The organism is Novosphingobium sp. NBM11, assembly GCF_015390225.1.
GTDB lineage: Bacteria > Pseudomonadota > Alphaproteobacteria > Sphingomonadales > Sphingomonadaceae > Novosphingobium.
The window spans coordinates 943,054-968,966 of the sequence record NZ_VUOG01000001.1 but is presented as its reverse complement, the minus strand read 5'-3'; the positions used below and the strand labels follow the sequence as shown (position 1 = coordinate 968,966).

Annotated in this window: 25 protein-coding genes, 1 tRNA gene and 2 pseudogenes; 15 read left to right on the top strand and 13 right to left on the bottom strand. The window is 64.9% G+C overall.

The features are described 5' to 3' along the window. The first annotated feature begins 7 nt into the window (after window positions 1-7). Complete coding sequence (locus F1640_RS04660; RefSeq protein ID WP_194917979.1) at window positions 8-580, top strand: hypothetical protein; 573 nt, start codon at window positions 8-10, stop codon at window positions 578-580. On the opposite strand, the gene F1640_RS04655 is transcribed toward F1640_RS04660, so the two are convergent. The 5 genes from F1640_RS04655 to F1640_RS04635 form a co-directional block, all read right to left on the bottom strand. After that, a complete protein-coding gene (locus F1640_RS04655; RefSeq protein WP_194917978.1) occupies window positions 581-1,201 on the bottom strand; it encodes a DNA-3-methyladenine glycosylase I in 621 nt (206 codons plus the stop codon). A 79-nt stretch (window positions 1,202-1,280) separates the two neighbouring features. Continuing rightward, entirely contained in the window at window positions 1,281-2,165 is an 885-nt protein-coding gene (locus F1640_RS04650; RefSeq protein ID WP_194917976.1) for a polysaccharide deacetylase family protein, read from the bottom strand. Window positions 2,166-2,241: 76 nt separating this feature from the next. Continuing rightward, window positions 2,242-4,392 carry a TonB-dependent receptor gene (locus tag F1640_RS04645; RefSeq protein ID WP_194917974.1) on the bottom strand — a complete coding sequence of 717 codons (2,151 nt, stop codon included), beginning with the start codon at window positions 4,390-4,392 and terminating at the stop codon, window positions 2,242-2,244. Between the two features lie 287 nt (window positions 4,393-4,679). After that, window positions 4,680-5,027 (bottom strand): EthD domain-containing protein, encoded by a 348-nt coding sequence (locus F1640_RS04640; RefSeq protein ID WP_124810752.1) that lies wholly within the window; start codon window positions 5,025-5,027, stop codon window positions 4,680-4,682. A 92-nt stretch (window positions 5,028-5,119) separates the two neighbouring features. Then, window positions 5,120-6,157: a homogentisate 1,2-dioxygenase gene (locus F1640_RS04635; protein WP_194917972.1), complete on the bottom strand. Its 1,038-nt coding sequence runs from the start codon at window positions 6,155-6,157 to the stop codon at window positions 5,120-5,122. Between the two features lie 126 nt (window positions 6,158-6,283). Between F1640_RS04635 and F1640_RS04630 the strand changes: the two genes are divergently transcribed. Then, window positions 6,284-6,838: a MarR family winged helix-turn-helix transcriptional regulator gene (locus F1640_RS04630; RefSeq protein WP_255530238.1), complete on the top strand. Its 555-nt coding sequence runs from the start codon at window positions 6,284-6,286 to the stop codon at window positions 6,836-6,838. Between the two features lie 51 nt (window positions 6,839-6,889). Here F1640_RS04630 and F1640_RS04625 read toward each other — a convergent pair whose 3' ends face one another. Beyond that, window positions 6,890-7,864, bottom strand: a complete 975-nt coding sequence (locus F1640_RS04625; RefSeq protein ID WP_194917970.1) for a 3-keto-5-aminohexanoate cleavage protein — start codon at window positions 7,862-7,864, stop codon at window positions 6,890-6,892. 152 nt (window positions 7,865-8,016) lie between these two features. Here F1640_RS04625 and F1640_RS04620 point away from each other — a divergent pair, with 152 nt between their 5' ends. Next, window positions 8,017-8,418, top strand: a complete 402-nt coding sequence (locus F1640_RS04620) for a nuclear transport factor 2 family protein (RefSeq protein ID WP_194917967.1) — start codon at window positions 8,017-8,019, stop codon at window positions 8,416-8,418. Continuing rightward, window positions 8,418-9,176, top strand: a complete 759-nt coding sequence (locus tag F1640_RS04615) for an SDR family NAD(P)-dependent oxidoreductase (RefSeq protein ID WP_206694632.1) — start codon at window positions 8,418-8,420, stop codon at window positions 9,174-9,176. The genes F1640_RS04620 and F1640_RS04615 overlap by 1 nt, the downstream gene beginning before the upstream one ends. Window positions 9,177-9,230: 54 nt before the next feature. Here the strand turns inward: F1640_RS04615 and F1640_RS04610 are convergent, their stop codons facing one another. Together F1640_RS04610 and F1640_RS04605 are read right to left on the bottom strand one after the other, a co-directional pair. Next, window positions 9,231-9,998 (bottom strand): SDR family NAD(P)-dependent oxidoreductase, encoded by a 768-nt coding sequence (locus F1640_RS04610; RefSeq protein ID WP_194917963.1) that lies wholly within the window; start codon window positions 9,996-9,998, stop codon window positions 9,231-9,233. Window positions 9,999-10,128: 130 nt separating this feature from the next. After that, window positions 10,129-11,043, bottom strand: coding sequence for a LysR substrate-binding domain-containing protein (locus F1640_RS04605; RefSeq protein WP_194917962.1), 915 nt, complete (start codon window positions 11,041-11,043; stop codon window positions 10,129-10,131). 97 nt (window positions 11,044-11,140) lie between these two features. Here F1640_RS04605 and F1640_RS04600 point away from each other — a divergent pair, with 97 nt between their 5' ends. From F1640_RS04600 to F1640_RS25105, 6 genes and pseudogenes are all read left to right on the top strand, one after another. After that, complete coding sequence (locus F1640_RS04600; RefSeq protein WP_255530237.1) at window positions 11,141-11,698, top strand: carboxymuconolactone decarboxylase family protein; 558 nt, start codon at window positions 11,141-11,143, stop codon at window positions 11,696-11,698. Beyond that, window positions 11,695-12,684, top strand: coding sequence for an ornithine cyclodeaminase family protein (locus tag F1640_RS04595; RefSeq protein WP_194917960.1), 990 nt, complete (start codon window positions 11,695-11,697; stop codon window positions 12,682-12,684). The genes F1640_RS04600 and F1640_RS04595 overlap by 4 nt, the downstream gene beginning before the upstream one ends. A 30-nt stretch (window positions 12,685-12,714) precedes the next feature. Then, window positions 12,715-13,830 carry a cupin domain-containing protein gene (locus tag F1640_RS04590; RefSeq protein WP_194917959.1) on the top strand — a complete coding sequence of 372 codons (1,116 nt, stop codon included), beginning with the start codon at window positions 12,715-12,717 and terminating at the stop codon, window positions 13,828-13,830. Beyond that, a complete protein-coding gene (hpaH, locus tag F1640_RS04585; protein ID WP_309229195.1) occupies window positions 13,827-14,675 on the top strand; it encodes a 2-oxo-hept-4-ene-1,7-dioate hydratase in 849 nt (282 codons plus the stop codon). Before F1640_RS04590 ends, hpaH begins: the two co-directional genes overlap by 4 nt. A 25-nt stretch (window positions 14,676-14,700) precedes the next feature. Further along, window positions 14,701-14,931, top strand: a pseudogene (locus F1640_RS25110) (aldolase/citrate lyase family protein); the annotation flags it as partial. A gap of 76 nt (window positions 14,932-15,007) precedes the next feature. After that, window positions 15,008-15,508 carry an aldolase/citrate lyase family protein gene (locus F1640_RS25105; RefSeq protein ID WP_255530236.1) on the top strand — a complete coding sequence of 167 codons (501 nt, stop codon included), beginning with the start codon at window positions 15,008-15,010 and terminating at the stop codon, window positions 15,506-15,508. Window positions 15,509-15,538: 30 nt separating this feature from the next. Here the strand turns inward: F1640_RS25105 and F1640_RS04575 are convergent. Beyond that, window positions 15,539-15,615 (bottom strand) — tRNA-Arg (locus tag F1640_RS04575). 59 nt (window positions 15,616-15,674) lie between these two features. On the opposite strand from F1640_RS04575, the gene F1640_RS04570 reads away from it, so the two are divergent. Beyond that, the gene (locus F1640_RS04570; protein ID WP_194917958.1) at window positions 15,675-16,487 is read left to right on the top strand and encodes a queuosine precursor transporter; all 813 of its coding nucleotides are present in this window, start codon (window positions 15,675-15,677) and stop codon (window positions 16,485-16,487) included. Between the two features lie 143 nt (window positions 16,488-16,630). Here the strand turns inward: F1640_RS04570 and F1640_RS04565 are convergent, their stop codons facing one another. Together F1640_RS04565 and F1640_RS04560 are read right to left on the bottom strand one after the other, a co-directional pair. Continuing rightward, window positions 16,631-16,870 (bottom strand): PspC domain-containing protein, encoded by a 240-nt coding sequence (locus tag F1640_RS04565; protein WP_194917957.1) that lies wholly within the window; start codon window positions 16,868-16,870, stop codon window positions 16,631-16,633. Continuing rightward, window positions 16,867-17,010 carry a hypothetical protein gene (locus F1640_RS04560; RefSeq protein WP_190287353.1) on the bottom strand — a complete coding sequence of 48 codons (144 nt, stop codon included), beginning with the start codon at window positions 17,008-17,010 and terminating at the stop codon, window positions 16,867-16,869. Before F1640_RS04560 ends, F1640_RS04565 begins: the two co-directional genes overlap by 4 nt. Before the next feature lie 395 nt (window positions 17,011-17,405). Between F1640_RS04560 and rimP the strand changes: the two genes are divergently transcribed. The 4 genes from rimP to infB are packed head-to-tail and all read left to right on the top strand — an operon-like array spanning window position 17,406 to window position 22,912. Further along, window positions 17,406-17,984: a ribosome maturation protein RimP gene (gene rimP / locus F1640_RS04555; RefSeq protein ID WP_124810766.1), complete on the top strand. Its 579-nt coding sequence runs from the start codon at window positions 17,406-17,408 to the stop codon at window positions 17,982-17,984. A gap of 2 nt (window positions 17,985-17,986) precedes the next feature. Continuing rightward, the gene (gene nusA / locus F1640_RS04550; protein WP_124810767.1) at window positions 17,987-19,624 is read left to right on the top strand and encodes a transcription termination factor NusA; all 1,638 of its coding nucleotides are present in this window, start codon (window positions 17,987-17,989) and stop codon (window positions 19,622-19,624) included. After that, the gene (locus F1640_RS04545) at window positions 19,605-20,339 is read left to right on the top strand and encodes a DUF448 domain-containing protein (RefSeq protein ID WP_194917956.1); all 735 of its coding nucleotides are present in this window, start codon (window positions 19,605-19,607) and stop codon (window positions 20,337-20,339) included. The genes nusA and F1640_RS04545 overlap by 20 nt, the downstream gene beginning before the upstream one ends. A gap of 5 nt (window positions 20,340-20,344) precedes the next feature. After that, complete coding sequence (gene infB / locus F1640_RS04540; RefSeq protein WP_194917955.1) at window positions 20,345-22,912, top strand: translation initiation factor IF-2; 2,568 nt, start codon at window positions 20,345-20,347, stop codon at window positions 22,910-22,912. A gap of 270 nt (window positions 22,913-23,182) precedes the next feature. Here the strand turns inward: infB and pnp are convergent. After that, window positions 23,183-25,479 (bottom strand): annotated as a pseudogene (pnp, locus tag F1640_RS04535) (polyribonucleotide nucleotidyltransferase). 164 nt (window positions 25,480-25,643) lie between these two features. Beyond that, window positions 25,644-25,913, bottom strand: coding sequence for a 30S ribosomal protein S15 (rpsO, locus tag F1640_RS04530; RefSeq protein WP_124809182.1), 270 nt, complete (start codon window positions 25,911-25,913; stop codon window positions 25,644-25,646).

The window sequence follows — 25,913 nt, the reverse complement described above, 5'->3', positions numbered from 1 at the left end:
AGCGGGGATGAAGACCATGCGTTCGTGGATCGCGGCTGGCTGCGTTCTGGTCGGCGGCCAGATGGCACCGATGTCGGTGATGCCAGCACAGGCCGCGCCGATCGAGCAGTTGCGCTGCATCGACGACCGGCTGAACGAGCGCCAGCGGGCGGATATCGCGGGGCTGTTCGCGCAGCAGCCGGATGATCCCGCCGGCCGCGTGAAGACCGCCCAGGGTTCCGCCGCCGCATCGCGCGACATGACGCTGGCGCTGGCCAGTTGCACCGCGCGGTTCGGCTGGAGCAGGGCGGCGCAGGACGCAGCATCGCGCTATCTGGTGGAGATTGCCCGCCTGGCGCGGATCGCGGTGGACCATGGCGCCGCCTGGAGCGTGGCCATGGAACGGCACGCGCCGCTTGCGGCCAAGCGGCTACCCGACGGAAAAGACGTGGAAGAGCATCTTCGCGCGCAGATCGTGGCGGGGGCCATCGCCAACGGCAGCGGCGCGATCAGTGCGGAGCAGGGAGACGCTGTGATCGCCTATCTGCACGGCTGGCGCGACGTGGATCGCGCGCGCGGGGCTTTTGCCGGCGTGAAATGATCAGCGCTGCGGCGCGGACGGGGCAGGGCGCACGAAGTGCGCCCGCGCCTGTTCCGCTTCGGCATGGATCGCGCATTCCTGCGCATGGTCGTTGATCAGCCCCATCGCCTGCATGAAGGCGTGGACAGTCGTCGGGCCGACGAAATTCCAGCCCCGCTTCTTGAGATCCTTCGACATCGCGATCGACGCGGGCGAGGTGGAAGCGAGGTGAGGGACCGCTTCACCCCGTGGTTCGAAGCTCCAGACATAGGCGGCGAGCGAGCCCTTTTCGTCGATCAGGTCCAGCGCGCGGCGGGCGTTGTTGATCACCGCCTCGATCTTGCCGCGGTGGCGGACGATGCCGGCATCCTGCAGCAGCCGTTCGACATCGCCTTCATCGAAAGAGGCGACGCGCGCGAAATCGAAGCCGTGGAAGGCCGCGCGGAAATTGTCGCGCTTCATCAGGATGGTGCGCCAGCTCAAGCCGGACTGGAAACCTTCGAGCGAGAGCTTTTCGAACAACCGCCGATCATCCTCCACGGGGAAGCCCCATTCGCGATCATGATAGGCGATGTACTCCGCCGAGGCCGCACACCAGCCGCACCGTGGCCGTCCGTCATCGCCCGTTGTCAGACCGACCATTTCTCCCGCTCTCCATCATCCCGAATCACGTCAATGTTCTTTCTATGTTCCATTGACGCGCCGGATGCAAATCCGCCGATCAGGCACGTTCCATGGCATCCCGGTACCAGCGATTGATTTCGCCGCCGGTTGCCAGCCATACACCGTCGTGACGGGCAATGTATTCCAGCGCCTGCTCGATGTGTTTCATGCGGAACGGATGCCCCGACACGGGGGGATGAAGCGAGATTGACATCACTTTCGGCAGTGTTTGCGCTTCGTGGTACAGCACATCGAACTGATCCCGGATGATCTGGCCGAAACCGGCGGCGGATTCGCCCTTGCCCAGTATGGTCGGCACGTCGTTGACCTCGACGGTGTAGGGCAGGGTCAGCAGCGATCCGCCCGTGACGCGCAGGGGCACGGGCAATTCATCGTGCGCGTAGTTTGACAGGTATTCGATACCCTCTTCGGCCAGGATGTCCGGCGTCTCGACGCTTTCGGTCATGCACCAGCTGATCCAGCCCCTGGGGCGCTGCCCGGTCTCCTGCTCGATCGTGTCGAGCGTCGATCGGACGAAGCGGCGCTGCCGGTCCGGTGTCATGTCGATCATCAGGCCCTGGTTGTGGTCGCCCAGGCCCAGCCATTCCCAATTCCGCGCGTTTCCGGCGGCGATGACCTGCGGATATTCGCGGCACACGTCCGTATTGAGATGGGCGGTGGCGCGGAAGCCGTGCCGGTCCATCGCCGCCATCAGGCGCCAGATTCCGACGCGATGCCCATAGTCGCGCCAGCCATGGTTCAGGATGTCGGGAACGAGATGCGTGGTGCCGGGATAGATCGCGTGGCCGGGCGCCGTGGTCAGGAACGGGACGTGTTCCAGGTTCACGTAAAGCAGCACGGCCAGGCGCTTGCCGTCCGGAAAGGGAATGGGCTTGCGCTGCGTGATCGGTGTGAAATCGTAACGGGGCGATTGTGTGAGCATGATCCGTTCTCCCGCACGAAGATAGCCGCCCGGGCGCGAACCCGGGCGGCACCCCCTCAAACGTGTTGCTCGTGTCTCAGAAGTTTGCGGTAACGCGCGCGCCGAACGTGCGCGGTTCCTCAAGATAGGCGGTGCCGGGGCCGGGAATGCCGGCTGCCGCCGATGCGGCGATCACCGCAATGTTGCTGATGTTCTTGATCCACAGGCCCGCGCTCCAGCGGTCGTTCTCGGCATAGTAGGTCAGGGTGGCGTTGGCCTTGGCATAAGGCCGCTGGCGAACGCCGAGGCTGTGCGCATAGTCCGCCCACCACTGGCTTTCATACCGGGCGTCGGCCTGCGCGCGGATATAGCCGGACTTCAGGTGGAAATCGTGGCTCACGCCGCCGCTGATGGTCCAGTCGGCCGCATAGGGCGGGTTGAGACCGTTGTAGCTCGTTCCCAGCGGCGTCACGAAGTTCTTGTTGCGGGCGTGGACGTAGCTGACCGACAGGTTGATGCGGTTGTCGCTGTCCGGCTGATAGAGAATATCAAGCTGGTTGCCGGGGATCGTCACCTTCGCCGCATTGAAGATGGGATTCAGGATCGCGTTGACGTTGATCGCCTGCAACTGGAGGTTGCGGTAATCGTAGTAGAAGAATTCGTCGTTGATCTGCAGTGTGTTGTCCAGCAGCCGCGTCTTGATGCCGGCGGTGATCGCCTTCAGCGTGGCAGGCCGCACCTCGGCATTGTTGAGCGGGGTGGACTGGAACTCGTTGTAGGTGCCCGGCTGATACCCCGTCTGGTACGTGACATAGGCCATGGCATGCGGCGCCACATCGTATTCCACGCCGATCTTGTAATCGAACCGGTGGTACTTCTTCGAGAAGCGGTACGTGGAAACCTGGTCCAGCGGGGTGATGCCGTTGCCCTGGCGATCATCCACGCCATAGCGGCCACCGACCGTCAGGCGCAGCGCATCACTGAAGCTGTACGTGGCCTGCCCGAACACCGCCGCGCCCTGCAGCCGGTTGCGCTGCACATTGCTGATGAAGAACGCGCTGGGGAAGCCATAGAGGAAGACGGCCGATCCCGAATTGACGGTGCGGTAGGCATAGAGGCCCGCCAGCCATTTCAGGTTCGAGGACGAGCCGGACAGGCGCAGTTCCTGCGTGACTTCCCGGTATTCGGCCGACTGGCGTGCGGGCAGCGCGCCCAGCCAGTAGTTGCGGATGTCGGACTTGAGATAGAGGTAGCCCGGGATGTAGCTGAGCGTCAGGTTGTTGCCGAGTTCGAGATCGACCTGCGCGCCGCCGGCCCAGTTGTGGAACGTTTGGTCGGGCGCGACTGGCTGGCCGAACGGGGCAAGCGCGGCCAGGCTGCCTTCGCGCTTGTCGTTCCAGGGGTTCGACGTCAGGAACGTGTTCTCGCTGTAGCCGCCCGTGGCCGGATCGAAGCCTTTGTTGACCAGATTGGGCGTGTGCCCGTTCTTCTGGACGGTGTAGCCCCACAGGTAGACGCTGAGGTTCGAGCCGGGCTTGTAGAGCAGGCTGAGACGCGCGCCGAAATCGTTCTTGGAATCCGCGCCGGATTTCATCACGCCGTTGCGGTAGGTGTAGTCCACCGCCGCGCGGATCGCGAGGTCCGACGACAGCGCGAGGTTCTGGATCGCGGTGGCATGGGCTAGGGAATAGTTGCCGCCTTCGAGGATCAGCTTGGTTTCGTTGTCCTGCGTCGGGCGCTGGAACGAGACGTTGACGGTGCCACCGATCGCGCTGCGGCCATACAGCGTGCCTTGCGGCCCGGGCAGCGCTTCGAGCTGGGCAATATCATAGAGCGGGACGCTGGTGGCTTCGCGCGGGATGTAGAGCCCGTTGAAGTTGAACGACACGCCTTGTTCGATGTTGGCGAAATCGGCGTTGGAGCCGACACCGCGCAGGAATACCTGCGTGGAGTTGCCTTCCTGCTGGAAGCGTGCGCCCGGCACCAGTGTCTGCACGGCGCGCAGATCGGCAACGCCGGTACTGACGAGCTGCTCGCCCGTTACCGCGGTGACAGCGGCGGCCGTCTTCTGGGCGCTTTCCGATCGTTTTTGAGCGGTGACGACGATTTCGCCGATACCAGCGGAGGCACCGTCCTCCGCTTCTGCCGCGTTCGCCTGTGGTGCGGTCTGGGCCTGAGCGGAGGCGGTGCCGTGAATCGTCAGGGCCATTGCGCTGACAACGAATGCAGAAATTGTGCGAGAAGCCATCTCGATCCTCCCATCCATGGTTTCCGCCCCGGACTGGCTTGTTCTCTCCGGTAGGCGGTTTCGCGGCGCGCAGGCGGCGTGACATCGCCATTCCCGCCCTCCGACAATTGCATTTATATAAAGGTATTATGAGTCGCGCAATAACTTTTATATAGTGGTAATATGCAGCGTTGGTTTTCTGCCGAGTAGGAATACAAATAGTTGATATTAATAGATTTATGTTAGATGTCGGCATGGCCCTCCGTTCGATGTCTCGGAAGGTGCTATCCCGCCGCCGGCGCCATGGCTCAGAGGACGCGGTTTTCCTCGGTGATCATGAAACTGCAGTTCGCGATATCGGCGAAGTTCGGCTCGTCGGGCTTGACGTTGGCGACGTAGTCCGGGTCGGTATAGAACGTCTGCATCTGCTGCAGATCGTCGAACCACAGCTCGACAAGCGCGTCGTAGCGCACCGCGCTGCCATCATGCGACTGGTGCTCGTCCGGCTGCACGAAGCTTTGCACGTATCGGCGCACGTAGACGCTGCTGGCGGGGCAGGCCCGGACCAGCGCGGCATGGTGCGTCGAAAGGTATTCGCGGAATTGTTGCCGGGTAAGCGCGGGATTGCGCCGCACCAGAATGGCGAGTTTCAGCATGGTATTTCCTCTCCGGCGGCTGGTTGTGGTCTTCACCGGCGCGGAGGGGCGAGGCCTATGCCTCTTTTCCCAACCCGCGCGGCCCGCCTTTGTCAGTCCTGATAACCGTATTCGCTGGTTTCGATCAGGCGCGCGTGCTGCCGCGCGGCGTCGGTCAGCCGCATGGTCTGCCGCACTTCGAGCAGCCAGGCCTGATAGCCCGCCGGTACATCCTCCACAGGCCCATGGTGCGTGACGCCCTTGGGCACCCAGGTCACGGTGCCGGGTTCGCTGATCCCGCCCCACGCGCCGGGGCCTTCCGCAAACAGGATGATCTCGTCATAGTCCGCGTTGACGTGGACCGGCGGACGCGGGCCGGGCCGTGCGCTGAGCGTGAAGGCCATCACGCCGGTATCCACGGTTGACAGGAACTGCGCCGGGGGACCGCCACGTTCGCCATAGGAAACCGGCACGATGTCCCGCAGGTTCAGCGCCCAGACCGGGGGCGGGCCACCGACCTGTGCCAGCGCGCGGATCGGGTCATGAACCATGTCGAATTCGGTCACGCCATCGAACGTGCGCAAGCACAGCCGCGTCGTTCCCGGCGCGCCTTGCGGGTCGATCGACGGCTTGCGCACCGCTTTGCCGAAATTGATCATGCCGAATGGCGCGGGCGTATCGAAGCGCAGCGGATCGGGGCTGGTCAGGATGAGCGCGGCATAGTCCTGCGATAGCGGGTCGATACGGTAGGTGATCGAGCGGGGGATATGCACGAAATCGAGCGGCCCGGCTTCGAGCGTGCCGAAATCGGTGACGAAACGCGCCGATCCCGACTGTACCAGATGCAGTTCGTCGCCTTCGGTATTGCGCAGCGCGTAAGGCATCGGCTGGCGCCGGTGCGAAACCGCGAGTTCAAGGCCGTTGCGCGCCACCAGCACGGGGGTGGGCAACGCTTCGGCATCGGACTGGTCCTGCGTTTCGATGGCGAGAAGGTTGAAACGGTGGGGAGCGTGCGGGCCACGGACCGAGCGATACGTGGGTGTATAGTCGTTGCGCAGCGCAATCGCGTTCGATCCGGTGAATCCGTCGCGGCTCCAGAGATTGGGCGTTGGCGCACTGGCGGCGGGATGGGCGTGATCGCTATCTGACATGAGTCGTTGCCTCTCCTGAAAAATATTTATATAAAAGTATATTCGCAGTGCATTCGTCCGTCAACGCTTCTGTATTCGCCCTGGTGGCGGCCAGGCGCAAATCGGCCTAAGAACAGGAAACGCAAGATGATGAACGGGGCAGCCGGCAAAAGCTCCAAGGCAGGATCAAGAATGGTGACGGACAGCAAGGCGGGCGCCGCCGAGAATGGGAAGACCAAGGAATCGAAGGAAAAAGTAGCTCTCCCGCCTGAAAGCAGCGTGGCCTTCCAGATCCGGCGGGCGCACCTGGCGTTCGATCGCCTGTTGAGCATGCGGCTGGCCCGGCACGGGATCAAATCGGGGTACTACAACTATCTGCGCGCGCTGTGGATCAAGGACCGGGTGACGCAGCGCGACCTCAGCGATGCCACGCGGGTAACCGAAACCACCACCGTCGCCCTGCTGAAAGGTATGGACGACGAAGGGCTGATCGAGCGGGTCCGCGATTCGGTCGACAAGCGCAAAATCCTGGTCACGCTGACGCCGCTGGGTCGCTCGCTGGAGCCGGAAATCCTGCCGCACGCCGCCGAATTGAACGAGATTGCCACGCGGGGCATCGATGCCGCCGAAATCCGTACCTTCATCAAGGTTGCCCGCAAGATCGCGGCCAATCTGGAAAAGGCATTCGGGGAATCCGACTGATCGTGCGCAAGCTGCCCTGACGGCGCCCGGTTGGGCGCCGCCAGTTGCGCGTCATTTTTGTGGCAGGCCGACAAGGCCGCGGTAGTAGTTGGCATTGCCGGGCGTGCGGCCCAGCAGGCCCGCGATGTCCTTGGCCATCGTGAACATCTCGAGATTGCTCTTGAGTTCAACGTTCTGGTTGGGGAACTTCCAGGGCGTGTCTTCCACACCGACGCGAATGTGGAGACCCATCATCGTCGCCAGGGTTGTCATGTACAGCGTGGAACGGCCGGCGGCGCATACCGAGATCACGCTTTCGGGATCGATCTTCCGGATCTGGTCGACCATCAGGAACAGGTGCTGCGCCATTTCCTGCGCGTCGCCGACCGAGGTGCCCGATGCGAGCGACCGACCGACGTTGAATGGCAGGCCATAGAGGATCAGCCAGTTGTAGGGCTTCTTCAGAATCCCGGTCTCGATCAGCTTGCGGCGGGCCAGTTCGATTTCGCCGCTGTGATGGACGGCCAGCTCCGGCTTCACGCCCAGTTCCTCCATCGCGCTGACCGCCGGGATCATGAACGCGTCCGGGTGACCTGGCGCGCAGGGGCAGGCTTCGGCAAGGCCCGCGCGGGCGGGGCTGAGACAGACGTCGAACGTCGTGCCGTTGAGCACGTTGAGGTTGGGCACGAAGTCATTGCCGAAGCGCTTGCGCAGCGGCTCGATCACGGCGGTGTAGGCATCGACCGGGGGCAGATCGCGATCGAGGCGGCGGCCATGCTTGTCCGTCACCCAGGTGAAATCGATGTGAACGCCGCAGGCGCCTGCCTCGATCACTCGCGATGCCTCGTCCACGTAGTCTTCCAGCGAGGTGGGGTTGGCGGCATCGGCCGAAGCGCCTTCGGTGAAGCGGCCCGACACAGCGACGTTGATCGCGATCGATTCGGGCACGGTCCACTTCGGCTGCACGTCCGCCGAGGAGACGAACTGGTACTCTTCCATTTCGCGCTTGGCGGCTTCCCACAGCGGCAGCGGGGTGATCTGATTCATGATCGTTCCTCTCAAGGTATCCATGGTTTTGGGGATGTGTGTGATTGACACGAAAAACACCTTTATATAAAAGTAAAGTATCGGTCAAGCCCACTCCCGGAAATTGCCCCGAAGGGCACCGCACGGAGCCGATCGGAGAGAGGAAAAACGAAATGGCGTATCAATGGGTTAAGGATTTTTTCGCGGCAGCCGACTCGCTGGACGTCGAGCGCTTCTGTGCGGCCTTGCCACGGGACATCGTATGGCGCTTCGCGAATTTTCCGACGGCGCGCGGGATCGGGGAACTGCGCGCGCAGTACGAAATGGTCGCGCAGATCCTTGAAAGCATGCGGCACGAGATCGTGGGTATCTGGGACGCGGGCGATTGCGTGACGGCCGAAACGCGCGTGTTTTATGTCGATGTCCACGGGCGCGAGTTCGATTGCCCCGGGTGCGACATTTTCCTGCTGCGCGATGGCGCATTGGCGGAAGTGCGGATCTTCGTCGACAACCATGTGCTGTTCATGCCGCCTGCCGCCGCCGAGCCGGCCGCGCTTGGCGAGGGAGTCGCGTGATGGGGCGGCTGCAGGGCAAGGTTTGCCTTATCACCGGAACCGGCGGCAGCATGGGCCGTGCCGCCGCGCTGTCCTTCGCGCGCGAAGGAGCGCGGATCGTGGGCTGCGATGTCAACGTCGAGCGCGCCGAGCAAACGCAGGAGGCGGTACGCGCTGCCGGTGGCGAGATCGTGTCGCTGCACCCCTGCGATCTGACCGACGTGGCGAATTGCGAGGCGCTGGTCGATCTCGCTGTCCGGACCTTCGGCGGGATCGACGTGCTGTTCAACAACGCTGCCATGGCCTACTTCGGGCCGGTGCCCGATCTTCCGCTCGACGACTGGCACCGCACGATCAACGAGGAAGTCCATCTCGTCTATTATCTCGTGCGCGCCGCCTGGGCGGAGCTGGTCCGGTCGTCGGGCGTGATTGTCAACACCGCCTCGATTTCCGCGCATCAGGCCTATCGGCCCTTGCCGGCGGTTTCGCACATGGCCGCGAAGGGCGCGATCCTGGCGATGACGCGGCAGCTCGCCATGGAAGGCGCCCCGCATGGCATCCGCGCCAACACCATTTCCCCCGGGCTCGTGGCGACGCACCAGACCGTCGATGTGCTGGGCGATGCCGATCTTTCGCGCCAGATGACCGAGCAGATCATGCTGGGCCGCCCCGGCCGCCCGGAAGAAATCGCGGCGGCGGCACTGTTCCTCGCCTCGGACGAAAGCAGCTTTGTCACCGGCGCCGATCTGCGCGTCGATGGCGGAACGACAGCCTGGTAACGGATGACGACACGAAGAGGCCGGACACAACGTCTGGCCTCTTCGGAACTGATGTCAGATGGCCAGATAGCCGCCATCGACCGGGATGCCGGCGCCGTTCACGAACGAGGACTGGTCGGACAGGAGCCAGACCGCCGCATCGCCGATCTCGCCCGGCTGGCCGAAGCGGCCTATCGGATGACGATCGCGCAGCTTGACAAGAAACGCCTTGAAATCGGGATTTTGCGCCAGCGCGTCGATCACCGGCGTCTGGATGATGCCGGGCAGGATCGCATTCACGCGGATGCCTTCGGCACCATAGTCGGCCGCAGCGGCGCGGGTTAGCCCCATCACGCCGTGCTTGGCGGCGACGTATTCGGAGGCGTTGGCGATGGCGACCTCTCCCAGCGAGGAGGCTGTGTTGACGATCCTGCCGCCGCCGGTCTCCAGCATCGCCAGCACCTGGTACTTGATGCACCAGAACACACCCGAAAGGTCCACGCGGATGGCGCGATCCCATTCTTCGGTGGTCACTTCGTGCAGGCGCTTGCCGGTCTGGACGATGCCGGCGTTGTTGAACGCGCCGTCGACCCGGCCATGCCGCGCGACGATGGCCGCGATCAGCGCGGCGACATCGCCTTCCACGCCAACGTCGGCGCGCAGGAACGATGCCTGTCCGCCTTCCGCCGCGATCTCGGCCAGTACCGCCTGTCCCTGTTCCGCGTTGATGTCGCTGATCACGACGTGCGCGCCGGCCGCCGCGATCCGATGCGCGCTTGCACGGCCGATGCCGCTGCCCGCGCCGGTGACCAGCACCACTTTGCCTTCCAGTGCCCTGCTCATTGCCCTGTCCATCCTCCGGTTCATTGTGATTGGTGTTATGCAAGCGTATCGGGCTCGATATTATACCTTTATATAAAAGTAAAGCGCTCTGGAGAGGGTTCTGTCCGCACAAGAGCAAGTGCTGCACCGCCTATCCCGCCAGGGGCAGGGCCGGATCGCTTTCCACATGCTCCAGAAAGCGCCGGATGATCGGCGTTTCCATGCCGCGCCGCCACGCGAGCCCGAACCGGACAGAGCCGAGCGCTTCCGGCGCGCTGCCCAGGTTGAGCGGGCGAAACGAGACTCCCCGCATCCGCAGCCGTTCGGCCGAAGCGGGCAGGATCGCCACGCCTTCGCCGCAGGCGACGATACCCACCACGGCCTCGGTCGTGGGCGCCTGATGCACGATGTCCGGCGCAAAGCTGGCGAGGCTGCACAGCGCCAGCAGGTCGGCATGGAAGTTGAAGCCGCGCGTGGGCTCGTATGTAACGAACGGGGACGAGGCGAGCTGGCCGATCGTGATCGCGCTGCTATCCGCCAGCAGGGGATGGCCAGCAGGCAACGCCACGATCAACGGTTCGGCATAGACGAAGCGGGTGGCGATCATCTCGTCGAACACCGGCAGGCGCAGGATACCGATGTCGATCACGCCTTCGCGCAGGGCCTCGATCTGGTTGAGCACGGGCATGGCGCGGAAGCCGATCAGCACGTCGGGCGCGATCCTGCGGAAGCCGGCGACGAGCGACGGTAGCAGCGAATAGACGGTGGAGCCGCCGAAGCCGAACGTGAGCGTGCCGCTATAGCCGGCGGCCGTGCGCTGCGCCCGATGCCGGCCTTCCTCGATCATCGCCAGCGATCGCCGCGCGTCCTCCACCATGCTGGCGCCGGCCGCCGTCAGCGCCACGCGATGCTTGTCGCGATCGAACAGCCGCGCGCCGATATCCGTTTCCAGATCGCGGATGGCGCGGCTGAACGGCGGCTGCGACACGTTGCAGCGCGCCGCCGCGCGGGTGAAGTTCAGCTCTTCCGCCAAGGCGATCAGGTAGCGCAGTTGCCGCAGGTCCATGTGATACCCCCTTGGTATTACCAATCGTCCCATAATGTATTTCCGATCTAAGCGGCAAGAAGCGATGAAGCCCCCGCGACCAATGCGGAGAGAGCGGATGAGCGAGAAAATGGTGCGGCTGGAGTTCGATGCACTGGCACCGCGCTTGCAGGAAATCCTTGAGGCGCGGGTCGCGCGGCTTGGCTACCTTGGCGAATTCTTCAAGTGTTCGGGCGTGCAACCAGCCATTCTCGCGCCGTTCATGGAAATGACCGAGGCCCTGAAGAAGGCGCTGCCGGACCGCCTGACCGAAGCCGGCGCGCTGACCGTGGCGACGCTGATGGGCAACCGCTATGAACTGCACCAGCACGAGCGGCTGTCGCGCAAGCTGGGTTTTGGCGAAGCATGGGTCGCCGCGGTGGAGCAGATTTCGCCGGACAGCGCGCCCGAGATGTCGGATGCCGAACGCGCGGTGCAGCGGCTGGTGATCGCGATGGTCGAGCGCCGCGGCAAGGGCGTGCGACCGGAAATCGAGGCGGCGATCGACCGGATCGGTGCGGATGCCACGATCGCGGTGATGTTCCTGGTCGGCCGCTACATCACGCACGCTCTGATCGTGAACGGGCTGGAGCTTGTCCCGCCCGTTCCCTCGATCTTCGAGGAGCAGCCGGCATGAGCTGCGGGCTGTGGATTTCCGAAGCGGACGTTGTTTCGCTGATGTCGCTGCCCGAAGCGATCGACGCGCTGCGCGACGGGTTGCGCGAGGAGGCGGCCGGCCGCGCCGCCAACATGGTCAAGACTCACGCCACCTGGGACAACGGTTCCACATTGCACGCCATCGGCGCGGTGTTCGAGGGCTGGGGCGTGGTGGGCACCAAGACCTGGGCGCATACCGCCGGCGGGGCCATGCCGCTGCTGATCCTGATCGATGCGCAAGATGGCGCGGTGCTGGCAATCATCGAGGCTTTCGCCTTGGGGCAGATGCGCACCGGCGGCATCAGCGGACTGGGCGCGGACGTGATGGCGCGGGCCGATGCCCGGCGCATGGCGATTGTGGGCGCGGGCAAGCAGAGCCTGGCCCAGGTGGCTGCCGTGGCCGCGGTGCGGCCGCTGGACCGCGTGACCGTGTGGAGCCCGACGGCCGCCAACCGCGAGGCGCTGGCCGCGCGGATCGAGGAGACCCTGCGGATCGAGGCGATCGCGACGGCCACGCTGGACGAGGCGCTGGACGGGGCGGACGTGGTCACGCTGGCGACCCGCGCCCGCACGCCTTTCCTCACGCGCGATGCCTTGCCGCGTGGCGTTCACATCAATGCCGTTGGCGCGATCACGCCGGAGCGGGCCGAGTTCGAACCGGCGCTGCTGGAGCGGGCCGGAGTCCTGGCCGCCGACAGTGTGCCGCAGGTCCGCAAGCTGAGCCGTGAGTTCATCGAGGCCTTGGGCGATGACGAAGGCGCATGGGCGCGGTTGCGGCCGCTGAGCGCGCTGGTCGCCGCCAGTACTACCCGCCCGGCCGACGCGGACCTGACCGTGTTCAAGGCCATGGGCATGGGCATTTCCGATCTCTCGCTGGGCATTGCCGTGCTGAAGCGCGCGCGCGCCGCTGGTCTCGGCTGTCCGCTGCCGGAGATCAAACGTCAGGCGCCGCGCCTGACCGCCTGATTTTACCCTGTTTGCAACAAGGAGAGCGCCATGAACGATCTGCGCACCAATTTCGAGGACACCGTCGGAAAGTTCGTCGACGTCAGCGGCCAGTATTATCCGCTCAACGATCCCTGGGCACCGGCGATCATCACCAAGGAACAGATCGACGCCGAGATCGAGCGGCTGGCATCGGTCGACCGGCCCGAGAACGGGCGCCGCAGTTCGCTGATCGTGCATCCGCGCGCCAATCCGGCCACGCCGGGCCTGGCGACCTCGGTACAGGTTTCGCTGAACGTGCTGAAGCCGGGCGAGCGCACGCAGGCGTTCCGCCACAACGCCACCGAGGTCAATTTCTGCATCCGGGGTGAGGGCGTGGCCGTGATCGGCGACCGCCGTATCCCGTTCCGCAAGTACGACGTGTACAACACGCCGTCGTTCGTCCCCTACTGGCGCGAGAACACCGGGACCGATCTTCAGGTGTTCCTGACCTATACCAACGTCCCGCTGCTGCAATTCATGCAGGTTCACCACTGGGAGGACAATCCGCCGCTGCTGGCCGCCGTGCCGCACGAGGAGGAGGACGCGATCAATCCGCGCCGCAATAGCCCTTATGGCACCTTCACGATCGGTGACGACGGCGCGATGCTGATGCCCTACGAAAAGCTGATCAATCCGCCGACGGTGGAATCCAATGCGCTGCACTGGCCGTGGGAGAAGGTCGAGGCGGAACTGAAGAAGCTGCAGGACCTGGGGCAGGATTACATTGGCCGCCGTCTCTACCTGCTCTACAATCCGATGACTGGCCGTACCAACGGCACTACCCCGAACTTCTTCGCCACGATCACCATTCGGCCGCCCAAGATCGTGGACCGACCGCACCGGCACGTTTCGGAATCGATCAACTATTACTTCCATGGCACCGGCCGCAGCACGGTGGCGGGCAACGTCTATGAATGGAAGGCGGGCGATCTCATGCTGTCGGCGCCGGGCTGGGCGGTGCACAACCATGCGTCGTATGACGATTACGTCTATGAACTGACGATCCAGAACCAGCCGCTGACGATCGCGATGGAATCGCTGCTGTGGCAGGAGAACCTCAAGGAGCCGCCGGCGCTGCTGGGTGCGCAGATGGGCTTCGACACGAACCGCAAGTCGGCCGCGTGACCTTGGCCCCGGCGATTTCGAACCCGGGCGGAACAGCGGGCGTCACCCTGGCGGATGACGCCTTGCTGGCGGCGGCACGGGCACTGGACAAGGCGGAGCGCACGCGCACGCAGATCCGCCTGCTGACCGATGCGCACCCGGCGATGACCATGGACGATGCCTATGCGATCCAGGCTGCGTGGGTGGCCGCGAAAGTGGCGGCGGGCGATCCGGTGATCGGCTGGAAGATCGGCCTGACGTCGAAGGCGATGCAGGCCGCACTTTCCATCGATATTCCGGATTCGGGCGTGCTGTTGCAGAGCATGGCTTTCGCGAACGGGGCGGAGATTGCCGGGGATCGATTCATCCAGCCCCGCATCGAGGCGGAAATCGCCTTCGTGATGAAGAAGGATGTGGCGCCGGACGCCACGCCGGCGGAGATACTGGCGGCGACCGACTATGTCGCGCCGGCGCTGGAAATTCTCGATACGCGCATCTTCCGCCAGGACCCGGTTTCGGGCCGGCTGCGCACCGTGTTCGATACGATTTCGGACAATGCCGCGAACGGCGGCGTGGTGCTGGGCCAACCGGTGCGCGATCTTGCGGGCATCGATCTCGGCCGGGTCGGCGCGGTGGTTTCGCGCAATGGCGAGGTGGAGGAAACCGGGCTTGGCGCGGGCGTGCTGGGCGATCCGCTGATCTCGATGGCATGGCTGGCGCAGCGGCTGGGCGCCTATGGCCAGCGCATCGAACGTGGCCAGATCGTGCTGTCCGGCTCGTTTATCCGCCCGGTCGAAGCGCCAAGCGGCAGCCGGATACGCGCCGATTTCGGCCCTTGGGGCACGGTCGAATGCCGTTTTTTGTGATGTCCGCCAACGGAGGAACGATGCGATGAACGCCTTCAAGCAGGCCATTGCCGATGGCGTTGCCCGGATCGGATTGTGGCAGGCGCTCGCCTCACCCTACACGTGCGAAATCTGCGCCGGGGCGGGGTTCGACTGGCTGCTGATCGATGCCGAACATGCCCCCAACACCATACCGCTGGTGCTGGCGCAGTTGCAGGCCGCGGCAGCCTATCCGGTGGAGCCGGTGGTGCGCCTGCCGATCGGTGATGCGGTGCTGGTGAAGCAATACCTCGACATCGGGGCGCGATCGCTGCTGATCCCGATGGTCGATAGCGCGGGAAGCGGCGGCGCACATGGTGGCGGCTACGCGCTATCCGCCGCAGGGTTTCCGGGGAGTCGGCTCGGCGATCGGCCGCGCGAGCCGGTGGAACCGCACAGCCGGCTATCTCGAACGGGCCGCGGACGACATCTGCCTGCTGGTGCAGGTGGAAACGCGTGCCGCGCTAGCCGCGATTGCCGAGATTGCGGCGGTGTCGGGCGTGGACGGCGTGTTCATCGGCCCGTCCGATCTCGCGGCCGACATGGGGCACCTCGGTAATCCGGGGCACCCCGCGGTGCAGGCCGCGATTGAAAGCGGCATCGCGGCGGTGCGCGCCGCCGGAAAGCCCGTGGGCATGCTGATCGCCGACGAGGCGCTGGCGCGGCGCTACCTGGAACTCGGCGCAAGCTTCGTGGCGGTGGGAACTGACGTGACCATCCTGGCACGCGGCGCCGAAGCGCTGGCGCGGCGCTTCGCCGGCCCGGCGGGGCAGGATGCCGGCGCGGCGGGTTCGGGGAAGGGCAGCGTCTACTGACGCGCACAGTCGACCAAGTTATTGAAAAATTGGCGCGCCCGGCAGGATTCGAACCTGCGACCACCAGCTTAGAAGGCAGGTGCTCTATCCAGCTGAGCTACGGGCGCGCGCGAGCAGCCCCATAAGGCGGCTTTGCGCCGTGTGCAAATCGCGATAGCAGGGATTCATGAACGATCCCCATCCTTCATCGCCCGTTTCTCCGCCCCTTTCCCGAATTGCCGGCAGTGCGGGCGCGCGCCGTCATTTCCGCTATTTCGACTACATGATGGCTGGGTTCGTCGGCATCCTGCTGCTATCGAACCTGATCGGCGCGGCCAAGCTGGCCACGGTGGGCGGCGTGACGTTTGGCGCGGGCATCCTGTTCTTCCCGGTGTCCTACGTGCTGGGCGACGTGCTGACGGAAGTCTATGGCTACGCCAACGCGCGCCGTTGCGTGTGGATGGGGTTCTTCGCGCTGCTGTTCATGGCGCTGATGAGCTTCGTGGTGGTGGCAATGCCGCCTTCGCCGGACTGGGGTTGCGCCTCCAGCGCGGACGCCCGTTTCGCCGAACTGGTCGCACGCGAATCCACCGGGGCGATCTGCCAGACCACCTATGAATCGGTGTTCGGCAGCACCTGGCGGATCGTGGCGGCCTCGGTCATGGCGTTCTGGGCCGGCGAGTTCGTCAACAGTTTTGTCATGGCGCGGATGAAGGTGTGGACGCAGGGCAAGCACCTGTGGACGCGCACGATCGGATCGACCGTGTTCGGGCAGGCGGTGGACAGCGTGATCTTCTATCCGGTCGCCTTCCTCGGCATCTGGTCGCATCAGGCGGTCCTGACCGTGATGGTCACGAACTGGGCCATGAAAGTGGCGTGGGAGGTGGTGCTGACGCCGGCGACCTACTTCGTCGTCGGATGGCTCAAGGCGCGCGAAGGCGTGGACGTGTTCGATACCGACACGGACTTTTCGCCTTTCGCCAAGACCGACGCAGTCTGACAAGACGCGCGGTCTGATTGGGATAGTGAGGCTCCTCCCCTAGGGGGCAGGGGGAGGAGCCTCGGTTGACGCCGGCCGGTGTTCGGGGGGATGGCGGGCGTCAGGTCGCGGCGCTGTTGCGGCTTCGCGAACTGGTTGTGCGATCAGGAATCCGCGATCAGGCCGATGGCGAGATAGATCAGGAGCAGCGAGCCGAAGCCGACCAGCGTGCCGACGACCCAGGCGATGCGCACCAGCGTGACATCGATGCCGAAATAGTCGGCGATGCCGGCCGAAACGCCCATGATCTTGCCGCGGGCCTTGTTCAGGCGGAACTGGCCGGAGCGGGGGGCACGGCTTGAAACCGGGCGGACGGCGGAATCTTCAAAGCGCAGGTCGGTCATGCGACGTACCCCGACACGGTGGTGGCGGCGACCGGCGACGAGGCCGGCGTGGAGACGGTGCCGCTGATCAGCGCCAGCGAAAGGGTGAGCGCGGCGAAAGCGGCGGCGATCTGGTTCGAGAACGAGCGAATGGCGGTCATGGGTCGGGTCCTTTGGGGTTTGAATGGCCGGGTTTGAATGGGGCGACGAAGCGTGTGTTCCGTCGATGCCAAACTCTCTGCAGAAGGCGTGCCAAACCTGAAAAATGGCTCAAATCCGCCGTTCCCTGTAAAGAGGCGGCCTATTCACCGGATATTCATTCCTGAAATTCGGTAAAAATTCCCAATCTATGGCATTTGCCTGACGGGCAATCGCAGTTCGTGCTCCGTTCGCGTTTTACCGTTCGGTTTGGGCTTGCAAAATCGTGCGCCCGCGCCTATCTGCGCTTCATCCCGACATTGTGAAGGCAAGGTCAGGGCTGGCGCCGGAAGGGGCCGGCGCGATCGGCCTTTTCCGTTTCCGGGGTTTTGCCGCATCATCGGCGCTTGGAGTTTGCATGGCGGATATCGCGCGGATCATCGAGGTAGTCGAACCCGAGGCCAAGGCCCTGGGCTTCGACCTCGTGCGCGTGCGCCTGTTCGGCAAGACCGAGGTGGGCGACGAGGAGCACACGCTCCAGATCATGGCCGAGCGGCCCGAAACCGGCCAGCTGGTGATCGCGGACTGCGCGGCGCTGTCGCACCGCATTTCCGATCGCATCGACGCGCTGGAAGAAGCGGGCGAAGTGCTGATCGAGGACGCCTATCGCCTGGAAGTCAGCTCGCCCGGCATCGATCGCCCGCTGACCCGGCTCAAGGATTTCGCCAACTGGACCGGGCACGAAGCCCGGATCGAGCTGGATGACCTGCTCGAAGGGCGCAAGCGGTTCCGTGGCGAACTGCTGGGCCTTGAGGGCGAGACCATTTCGATTGCCGACGACGGCGTGACCTATGCCGTGCCGTTCGGCCTGATTGCCAATGCCAAGCTTGTCCTGACCGACAAGCTGATCGCAGCCTCCCGGCCGATCGACGCTTCCGGAGTTGATGTGGAAGAGTTCGATGGCGCGGACGACATTCTTGAGGAACAGGAAGACTGACCATGGCCAGTGCGATTTCCGCCAACCGCGCCGAGCTGCTCGCGATCGCCAACGCGGTTGCGACCGAGAAGATGATCGACAAGACGATCGTCATCGAGGCGATGGAGGAGGCTATCCAGAAGTCGGCGCGCAACCGTTACGGCGCCGAAAACGATATCCGCGCGAAGCTGGACCCGCGCACCGGCGACCTGCGCCTGTGGCGCGTCGTCGAAGTGGTCGACGTGGTCGAGGACTACTTCAAGCAGGTCGATCTCAAGCAGGCTGAAAAGCTGCAGCCGGGCGCCAAGGTGGGCGACTTCATCGTCGATCCGCTGCCGCCGGTGGACCTGGGGCGCATCGATGCGCAGTCGGCCAAGCAGGTGATCTTCCAGAAGGTTCGCGATGCCGAACGTGATCGCCAGTACGAAGAGTTCAAGGACCGCGCGAGCGAGGTTATCACCGGCGTGATCAAGTCGGTCGAATTCGGCCACGTCATCGTCAACCTCGGCCGCGCCGAGGGCGTGATCCGTCGTGACCAGCAGATCCCCCGCGAAGTGCCGCGCGTGGGCGAACGCGTGCGCGCGCTGATCCTGAAGGTCGAGCGCCAGAACCGTGGCCCGCAGATTTTCCTCAGCCGCGCGCACCCGGACTTCATGAAGAAGCTGTTCGCGCAGGAAGTGCCCGAAATCTACGACGGCATCATCGAGATCAAGGCCGCCGCCCGCGATCCGGGCAGCCGCGCCAAGATCGGCGTGATCAGCCGCGACAGCTCGATCGATCCGGTCGGCGCCTGCGTAGGCATGAAGGGCAGCCGCGTGCAGGCCGTCGTGCAGGAACTGCAGGGCGAAAAGATCGACATCATCCCGTGGAGCGAGGACACCGCGACGTTCGTGGTCAACGCGCTGCAGCCGGCCACCGTCAGCCGCGTGGTGATCGACGAAGAGGAAAGCCGCATCGAAGTGGTGGTGCCCGATGACCAGCTTTCGCTGGCGATCGGCCGCCGTGGCCAGAACGTGCGCCTCGCTTCGTCGCTGACCGGTTCGGCCATCGACATCCTGACCGAGGCCGAGGCTTCGGAGAAGCGCCAGAAGGAATTCGCCGAGCGTTCGAAGATGTTCGAGGAAGAACTCGACGTTGACGAAACGCTGTCGCAGCTGCTGGTTGCCGAAGGCTTCAGCGAGCTGGAGGAAGTCGCCTACATCGACGTGGCCGAACTGGCGACGATCGAGGGCTTCGACGAGGAACTGGCCGAGGAACTGCAAAGCCGCGCGGTCGAGGCGTTGGAGCGCCGCGAGGACGGTTTCCGCCAGGAACGCCGTGCGCTGGGCGTCGAGGATGCGCTGGCCGAGCTGCCGCACCTGACCGAAGCGATGCTGGTCACGCTGGGCAAGGCCGGGATCAAGACGCTGGACGATCTGGCCGATCTGGCCACCGACGAACTGATCGCGCGCAAGCGGGCCGAGCAGCGCCGCCGCGACAACACCCGCCGCGACCGTTCGGAACGGTCGGAAGACAAGGGCGGCGTGCTGGGCGAATATGGCCTGAGCGAAGAGCAGGGCAACGAGATCATCATGGCTGCGCGCGCGCACTGGTTCGATGACGAGCCGGAAGCTGCCGCCCCCGCATTCGAGGAGGCCGCTGATGCGGAATCCTCACAATGAGCCGCTAGTCGCCGAAAGGCAGAAGACGCGCACGGCGGGGGAAGCCTCGCCGGAGCGGCGTTGCGTGCTCACCGGTCGTCACGATGACCGCGATGCGCTGATCCGGCTTGCGCTGTCGCCCATGGGCGATGTCGCGCCGGACCCTTTGGCGCGCGCGCCGGGGCGGGGCGCCTGGATCGGCGTGGGCCGGGCCGAGCTGGCGCAGGCGCTGGCCAACGGCAAGCTCAAGGGCGCGCTGGCGCGGGCTTTCAAGGGCGCGCCGCTGACGATTCCGTCCGACCTTCCCGAACGGACCGAAGCCGCGCTGCTGCGCGCGCTGACGGATCGGCTGGGCATCGAACTGCGCGCTGGCAACATGCTGCTGGGTACCGAAAAGATCGCGCAGGGGTGCCGGGCGGGCGCGGTGACGTTCCTGGCCCACGCCAGCGATGCCGGCAGCGATGGACCGAACAAGCTGGCGCAGGCCTGGCGGGTGGGCGAGGAAGCCGAAGGCACGGGTCTGAAAGGCATCATCTTGCCGCTGGACCGGGCGGCGCTGTCTGTGGCATTGGGCCGCGACAACGTCGTTCATCTGGCGCTGACCGACGACGCGGCGGCCGCGAGGGTTGCCGCACCGCTTCAGCGGCTGCTGCATTTCATGGGGCGTGACGAAAAGTCCGCCGGTGATGTCGCTGCTTCGGTGGCGAATGACGATTTTGATACGAAGGGCGAATGAGTTCGATGAGCGATAGCGACAAGAAGCCGACACTGGGCCGCAGGCCGCTGGGCCTGAAGACCTCGGTCGAGGCGGGAGAGGTCAAGCAGACCTTCAGCCATGGTCGCACCAATAAGGTGGTGGTCGAGGTCAAGCGGCGCAAGCTGATGCCGCGTGCCGGTGGGCCTGAGGCGGCGCCTGTTGCCGCGCCCGCGCCGGAACCCGTTGCGCCGCGCGCCGCCCCCGTCGCGCCGCCGGCGCCGCCCCCGGCCGCGCCCGCCGCATCGCGCGAAACGCGCCAGGAATTGCAGGCACGTCTGCTGCGCGAGGCCGAGGAAGCCCGTCTCGCCGCGCTGGAGGCCGCCAACCGCCGCGAACAGGAAGAACGCCAGCGCGCGGTGGACGAAGAGCGTCGCCGCGCCGAGGAAAACCGCAAGGCCGAGGAAGCGCCCGCGGCCGCGGCGCCGGAACCGCAGCCCGAACCCGTGGCCGAGGCGGCTCCCCCGGTGGAAACCCCGGCCGCTGCGCCGGCTGCTCCCGCTGTTGCGGAAGATCAGGCCGCTCCGGCGCCGTCGGCGAACACGGGTAATGCGACGCCCGCACCCGCGCCGCGCCGCTTTACCCCGGTTGCTCCGGTCAAGCGGCCCGAACCGCCGAAGAAGCCGCAGCAGCGTGACAAGAACGCGGTGGACCGTCGCCAGGCGGGCAAGCTGACCGTCACGCGCGCGCTGAACGAGGATGAGGGCGCCCGCGCCCGTTCGCTCGCGGCGTTGAAGCGCGCCCGCGAAAAGGAACGCCGCGCGCATTATGCCGGCCAGCAGCACCAGCGTGAAAAGCAGGTGCGCGACGTGATCGTGCCCGAAGCGATCACGGTGCAGGACCTGGCGAACCGCATGGCCGAAAAGGCGGCGGACCTCGTCAAGGCGCTGTTCAAGATGGGCATGATGGTCACCATCAACCAGACCATCGACCAGGATACCGCCGAACTGCTGGTCACCGAATTCGGCCACAACATCCAGCGCGTCAACGAAAGCGATGTCGATATCGATACCGCCGCCGACGTCGATGCGGATGAAACGCTGAAGACGCGCCCGCCCGTGGTGGCCATCATGGGCCACGTCGATCACGGCAAGACCTCGCTGCTTGACGCGCTGCGCGGAACCGACGTGGTGCGCGGCGAAGCCGGCGGCATCACGCAGCACATCGGGGCGTATCAGATCAAGACCAAGGGGGGCGACTATGTCACCTTCCTCGATACGCCGGGCCACGAAGCCTTCACCGAAATGCGGATGCGCGGCGCCAACGTCACCGATATCGTCATCCTCGTGGTGGCGGGAGACGACGGGCTGATGCCGCAGACGATCGAGGCGATCAACCACACCAAGGCGGCCGGCGTGCCGATGATCGTGGCGATCACCAAGAGCGACAAGCCGGAGTTCAACCCGCAGAAGATCCGCGAGCGCCTGCTCGAGCACGAAATCATCGTCGAGGAGATGTCGGGCGACGTGCAGGACGTGGAAGTTTCCGCCAAGACCGGCGCCGGGCTGGACGAGCTGATCGAGAAGATCCTGCTCCAGGCGGAACTGATGGAGCTGAAGGCCAACCCCGATCGCGCGGCGGAAGCCACCGTGATCGAGGCCAAGCTCGACAAGGGCAAGGGGCCGCTGGCCACCGTGCTGATCAACCGTGGCACGCTGCGGGTTGGCGACATCCTCGTCGTCGGCACCCAGTCCGGCCGCGTGCGTGCCATGCTGGACGACAAGGGCCGGCAGGTGAAGGCCGCGCCGCCCGCGCTGCCGGTGGAAGTGCTGGGCATCGGCGGCGTGCCGATGGCCGGCGATACGCTGACCGTGGTCGAGAACGAGGCCCGCGCTCGCGAAGTGGCCGCCTACCGTCAGGAAAAGGCGACCGCCAAGCGCACGACGACCGCCCCGTCCAGCATCGAGAACATGTTCTCCGCGCTCGCCGCGAAGAACACCGTGATCGAATACCCGCTGGTGGTGAAGGCGGACGTGCAGGGGTCCGCCGAAGCGATCGTCAACGCGCTCAACCGTATCTCGACCGACGAGATCAAGGTGCGCATCCTCAATTCGGGCGTCGGCGCGATCACCGAAAGCGATGTCATGCTGGCGCAGGCCAGCGGGGCACCGATCGTGGGCTTCAACGTCCGTCCGAACGCCAAGGCGCGCGAACTGATCGAACGCAACAAGGTGCGGCTGAAGTATCACGACGTGATCTACCAGCTGACCGACGATATCCGTTCGGAAATGGCCGGCGAGCTTGGACCCGAACGGATCGAAACCGTGGTCGGCCGCGCGGAGATCAAGGAAGTGTTCCCGGCGGGCAAGAAGGACAAGGCGGCCGGTCTGCTGGTTCTGGAAGGCTACATCCGCAAGGGCATCAACGCCCGCCTTACGCGCAACGATGTCATCGTCAGCAAGACCGTCATCGCATCGCTGCGCCGCTTCAAGGACGACGTGCCGGAAGTGCGCGCGGGGCTGGAATGCGGCGTGGTGCTGCAGGACACCAACGACATCAAGCCGGGCGACATGCTCGAAGTGTTCGAGGTGGAAGAGCGCGAACGCACGCTCTGATCCTTACCCGATCGACACACAAAACGCCGGAGCAGCCGAAGGGCCGCTCCGGCGTTTTTGTTTGGGGGGGATCGTTTGCAAGCGTTGGGCATTTCCCACCCCCGGCCCCTCCCGCAAGCGGGAGGGGAGCGAGACTTGCGCCGCCACAGGCGGCGTTAGTCGCAGCGGGGTGGGCTTCTCCTCGCGCCGGGTTTGCAACGAATACGACCGCCCAAAAGAAAAGAGGCCCGCGTTGCCGCGAGCCTCTGTTTCTTTTCCGGTGAAGGCCGATCAGTCGTCGGACTTCAGGAACGCCGGCATGTGATCGGGGGCCGGGCCGTCGTCGCGATCGCGGCGCGGGCCGCGGTCGCCATCACGGCGGGGGCCGCGATCACCGCGACCGCCACGGTCGCCGCGCGGGCCACGGCGGTCACCACGGTCGCCACGATCACCACGCGGTTCGCGCGGTTCACGGGCGGGCGGGTGTCTTCGAGTTCCGCACCGGTTTCTTGATCGACCACGCGCATTGACAGGCGGACCTTGCCGCGCTGGTCGATTTCGAGAACCTTGACGAAGACGTCCTGGCCTTCCTTGACCACATCGGTCGGCTTCTCGACACGCTCGTTCTTCATTTCGGAGACGTGGACGAGACCGTCCTTGCCGCCCATGAAGTTCACGAAAGCGCCGAAGTCGACGATGTTGACGACCTTGCCCTTGTAAACCTTGCCGACTTCGGCCTCGGCCACGATGCCGATGATCCAGTTCTTGGCGGCCTCGATCTGCGACAGGTCGGACGAGCTGATCTTGATCAGGCCTTCGTCGTCGATGTCGACCTTGGCGCCGGTGGTGGCCACGATCTCGCGGATCACCTTGCCGCCGGTGCCGATCACGTCACGGATCTTCGACTTGTCGATCGAGATCGTTTCGATGCGCGGGGCGTGCGCCGAAAGCTCGGTGCGGACTTCGCCCAGGGCCTTGGTCATTTCACCCAGGATGTGCGCGCGGCCTTCCTTGGCCTGCGCCAGCGCGGTCGCGAAGATTTCCTTCGTGATGCCGGCCACCTTGATGTCCATCTGCATCGTGGTGATGCCTTCGCTGGTGCCGGCCACCTTGAAGTCCATGTCGCCGAGATGGTCCTCGTCGCCCAGGATGTCCGAAAGGACCGCGAACTTGTCGCCTTCCAGGATCAGGCCCATCGCGATGCCCGAAACCGGGCGCACGATCGGAACGCCCGCGTCCATCATCGAAAGACAGCCGCCGCACACGGTCGCCATCGAGGACGAGCCGTTCGATTCCGTGACGTCCGACAGGACGCGGATCGTGTAGGGGAAGTCTTCCTTCGACGGCAGCACCGGATGCAGCGCGCGCCATGCCAGCTTGCCGTGGCCCACTTCGCGGCGGCCCGGGGCGCCGAAGCGGCCCACTTCGCCGACCGAATAGGGCGGGAAGTTGTAGTGCAGCATGAAGCTTTCGTAGCGCAGGCCGTCGAGGCCATCGATCATCTGCTCGGCGTCCTTGGTGCCCAGCGTGGTGGTGCAGATCGTCTGCGTTTCACCGCGCGTGAACAGCGCCGAACCGTGCGTGCGCGGCAGGAAGCCGACGATGCTTTCGATCGGGCGGACCTGCGTGACCGTGCGTCCGTCGATGCGCTGGCCGTCCTTGAGGATGGCGGTGCGCACGATGTCGGCCTCGACCTTCTTCAGGGTCTTGATCGCGACCATCTGGGTCTGCGGGGTCTCGTCGGAGAAGGCTTCCTTCGCCTTGGCGCGGGCTGCGTTGAGCGCGTCCGAGCGGGCCGACTTGTTGGTCAGCTTGTAGGCGGCGGCGATATCCTTGCCGACCAAGCTCTTGAGCTTCTTCTTGATGTCCGCGGTGTTGTCGGTGAGATCGATTTCCCACGGATCCTTCGCGGCCTTTTCGGCCAGCTCGATGATCGCGGCGACGACCTTGCGGCTTTCGTCATGGGCGAACATGACCGCGCCGAGCATTTCGTCCTCGGTCAGTTCCTTGGCTTCCGATTCCACCATCATCACGGCGGTATCGGTAGCGGCGACGACCAGATCGAGGCGGCCTTCGGCGACTTCGGCCGACGACGGGTTGAGCTGGTATTCGCCGTCCTTGAAGCCGACGCGCGCGGCGCCGATCGGCCCCATGAAGGGCACGCCCGAGATCGTGAGCGCGGCCGAAGCGGCAATCATCGCGACGATATCGGGTTCGGTCTCGCCATCATAGCTCAGCACCTGGGCGATGACGTTGATTTCGTTGTAGAAGCCTTCGGGGAACAGCGGACGGACCGGGCGGTCGATCAGGCGGGAAACCAGCGTTTCCTTTTCCGTGGCGCCGCGTTCGCGCTTGAAGAAGCCACCGGGGATGCGGCCGGCGGCGGAATACTTTTCTTGATAGTGGACGGTCAGCGGGAAGAAGTCCTGCCCTTCCTTCACCGACTTGGCGGCCGTGACCGCGCAGAGCACGACTGTTTCGCCATACGTGGCGAGGACCGCGCCGTCAGCCTGACGGGCAATGCGGCCGGTTTCGAGGGTGAGGGTCTTTCCGCCCCACTCCAGCGATACGGTTTTGACGTCGAACATTTCGTTTCCTTCAGCCCGCGCGCCCTATTGCATCGCGGGGTTTGCTGCCGGGGAATCCCGTCCCGGTCCGGTGCGGGGCCATTGATCGTGCCCCAGAGGCCACTCGCCGGATTGCGAGCCAGGCCCAAAAGCAAAAGCGGCCCGCTAGGGGCCGCTTCGCTTGGTTACTTGCGCAGACCGAGCTTCTGGATCAGCGCGTTGTAGCGCTCGACATCCTTCTTCTTGAGGTAGTCGAGCAGGCTGCGACGCTTGTTGACCATCTGCAGCAGGCCACGGCGGGAATGGTTGTCCTTGTGGTGGCTCTTGAAGTGCTCGGTCAGCGTCTGGATACGGCTGGTGAGGATCGCCACCTGGACTTCCGGCGAGCCGGTGTCGTTCGCCGCGCGGGCGTTGCTCTGGATGACTTCCTGCTTCTTTTCAGCGGTAATCGACAT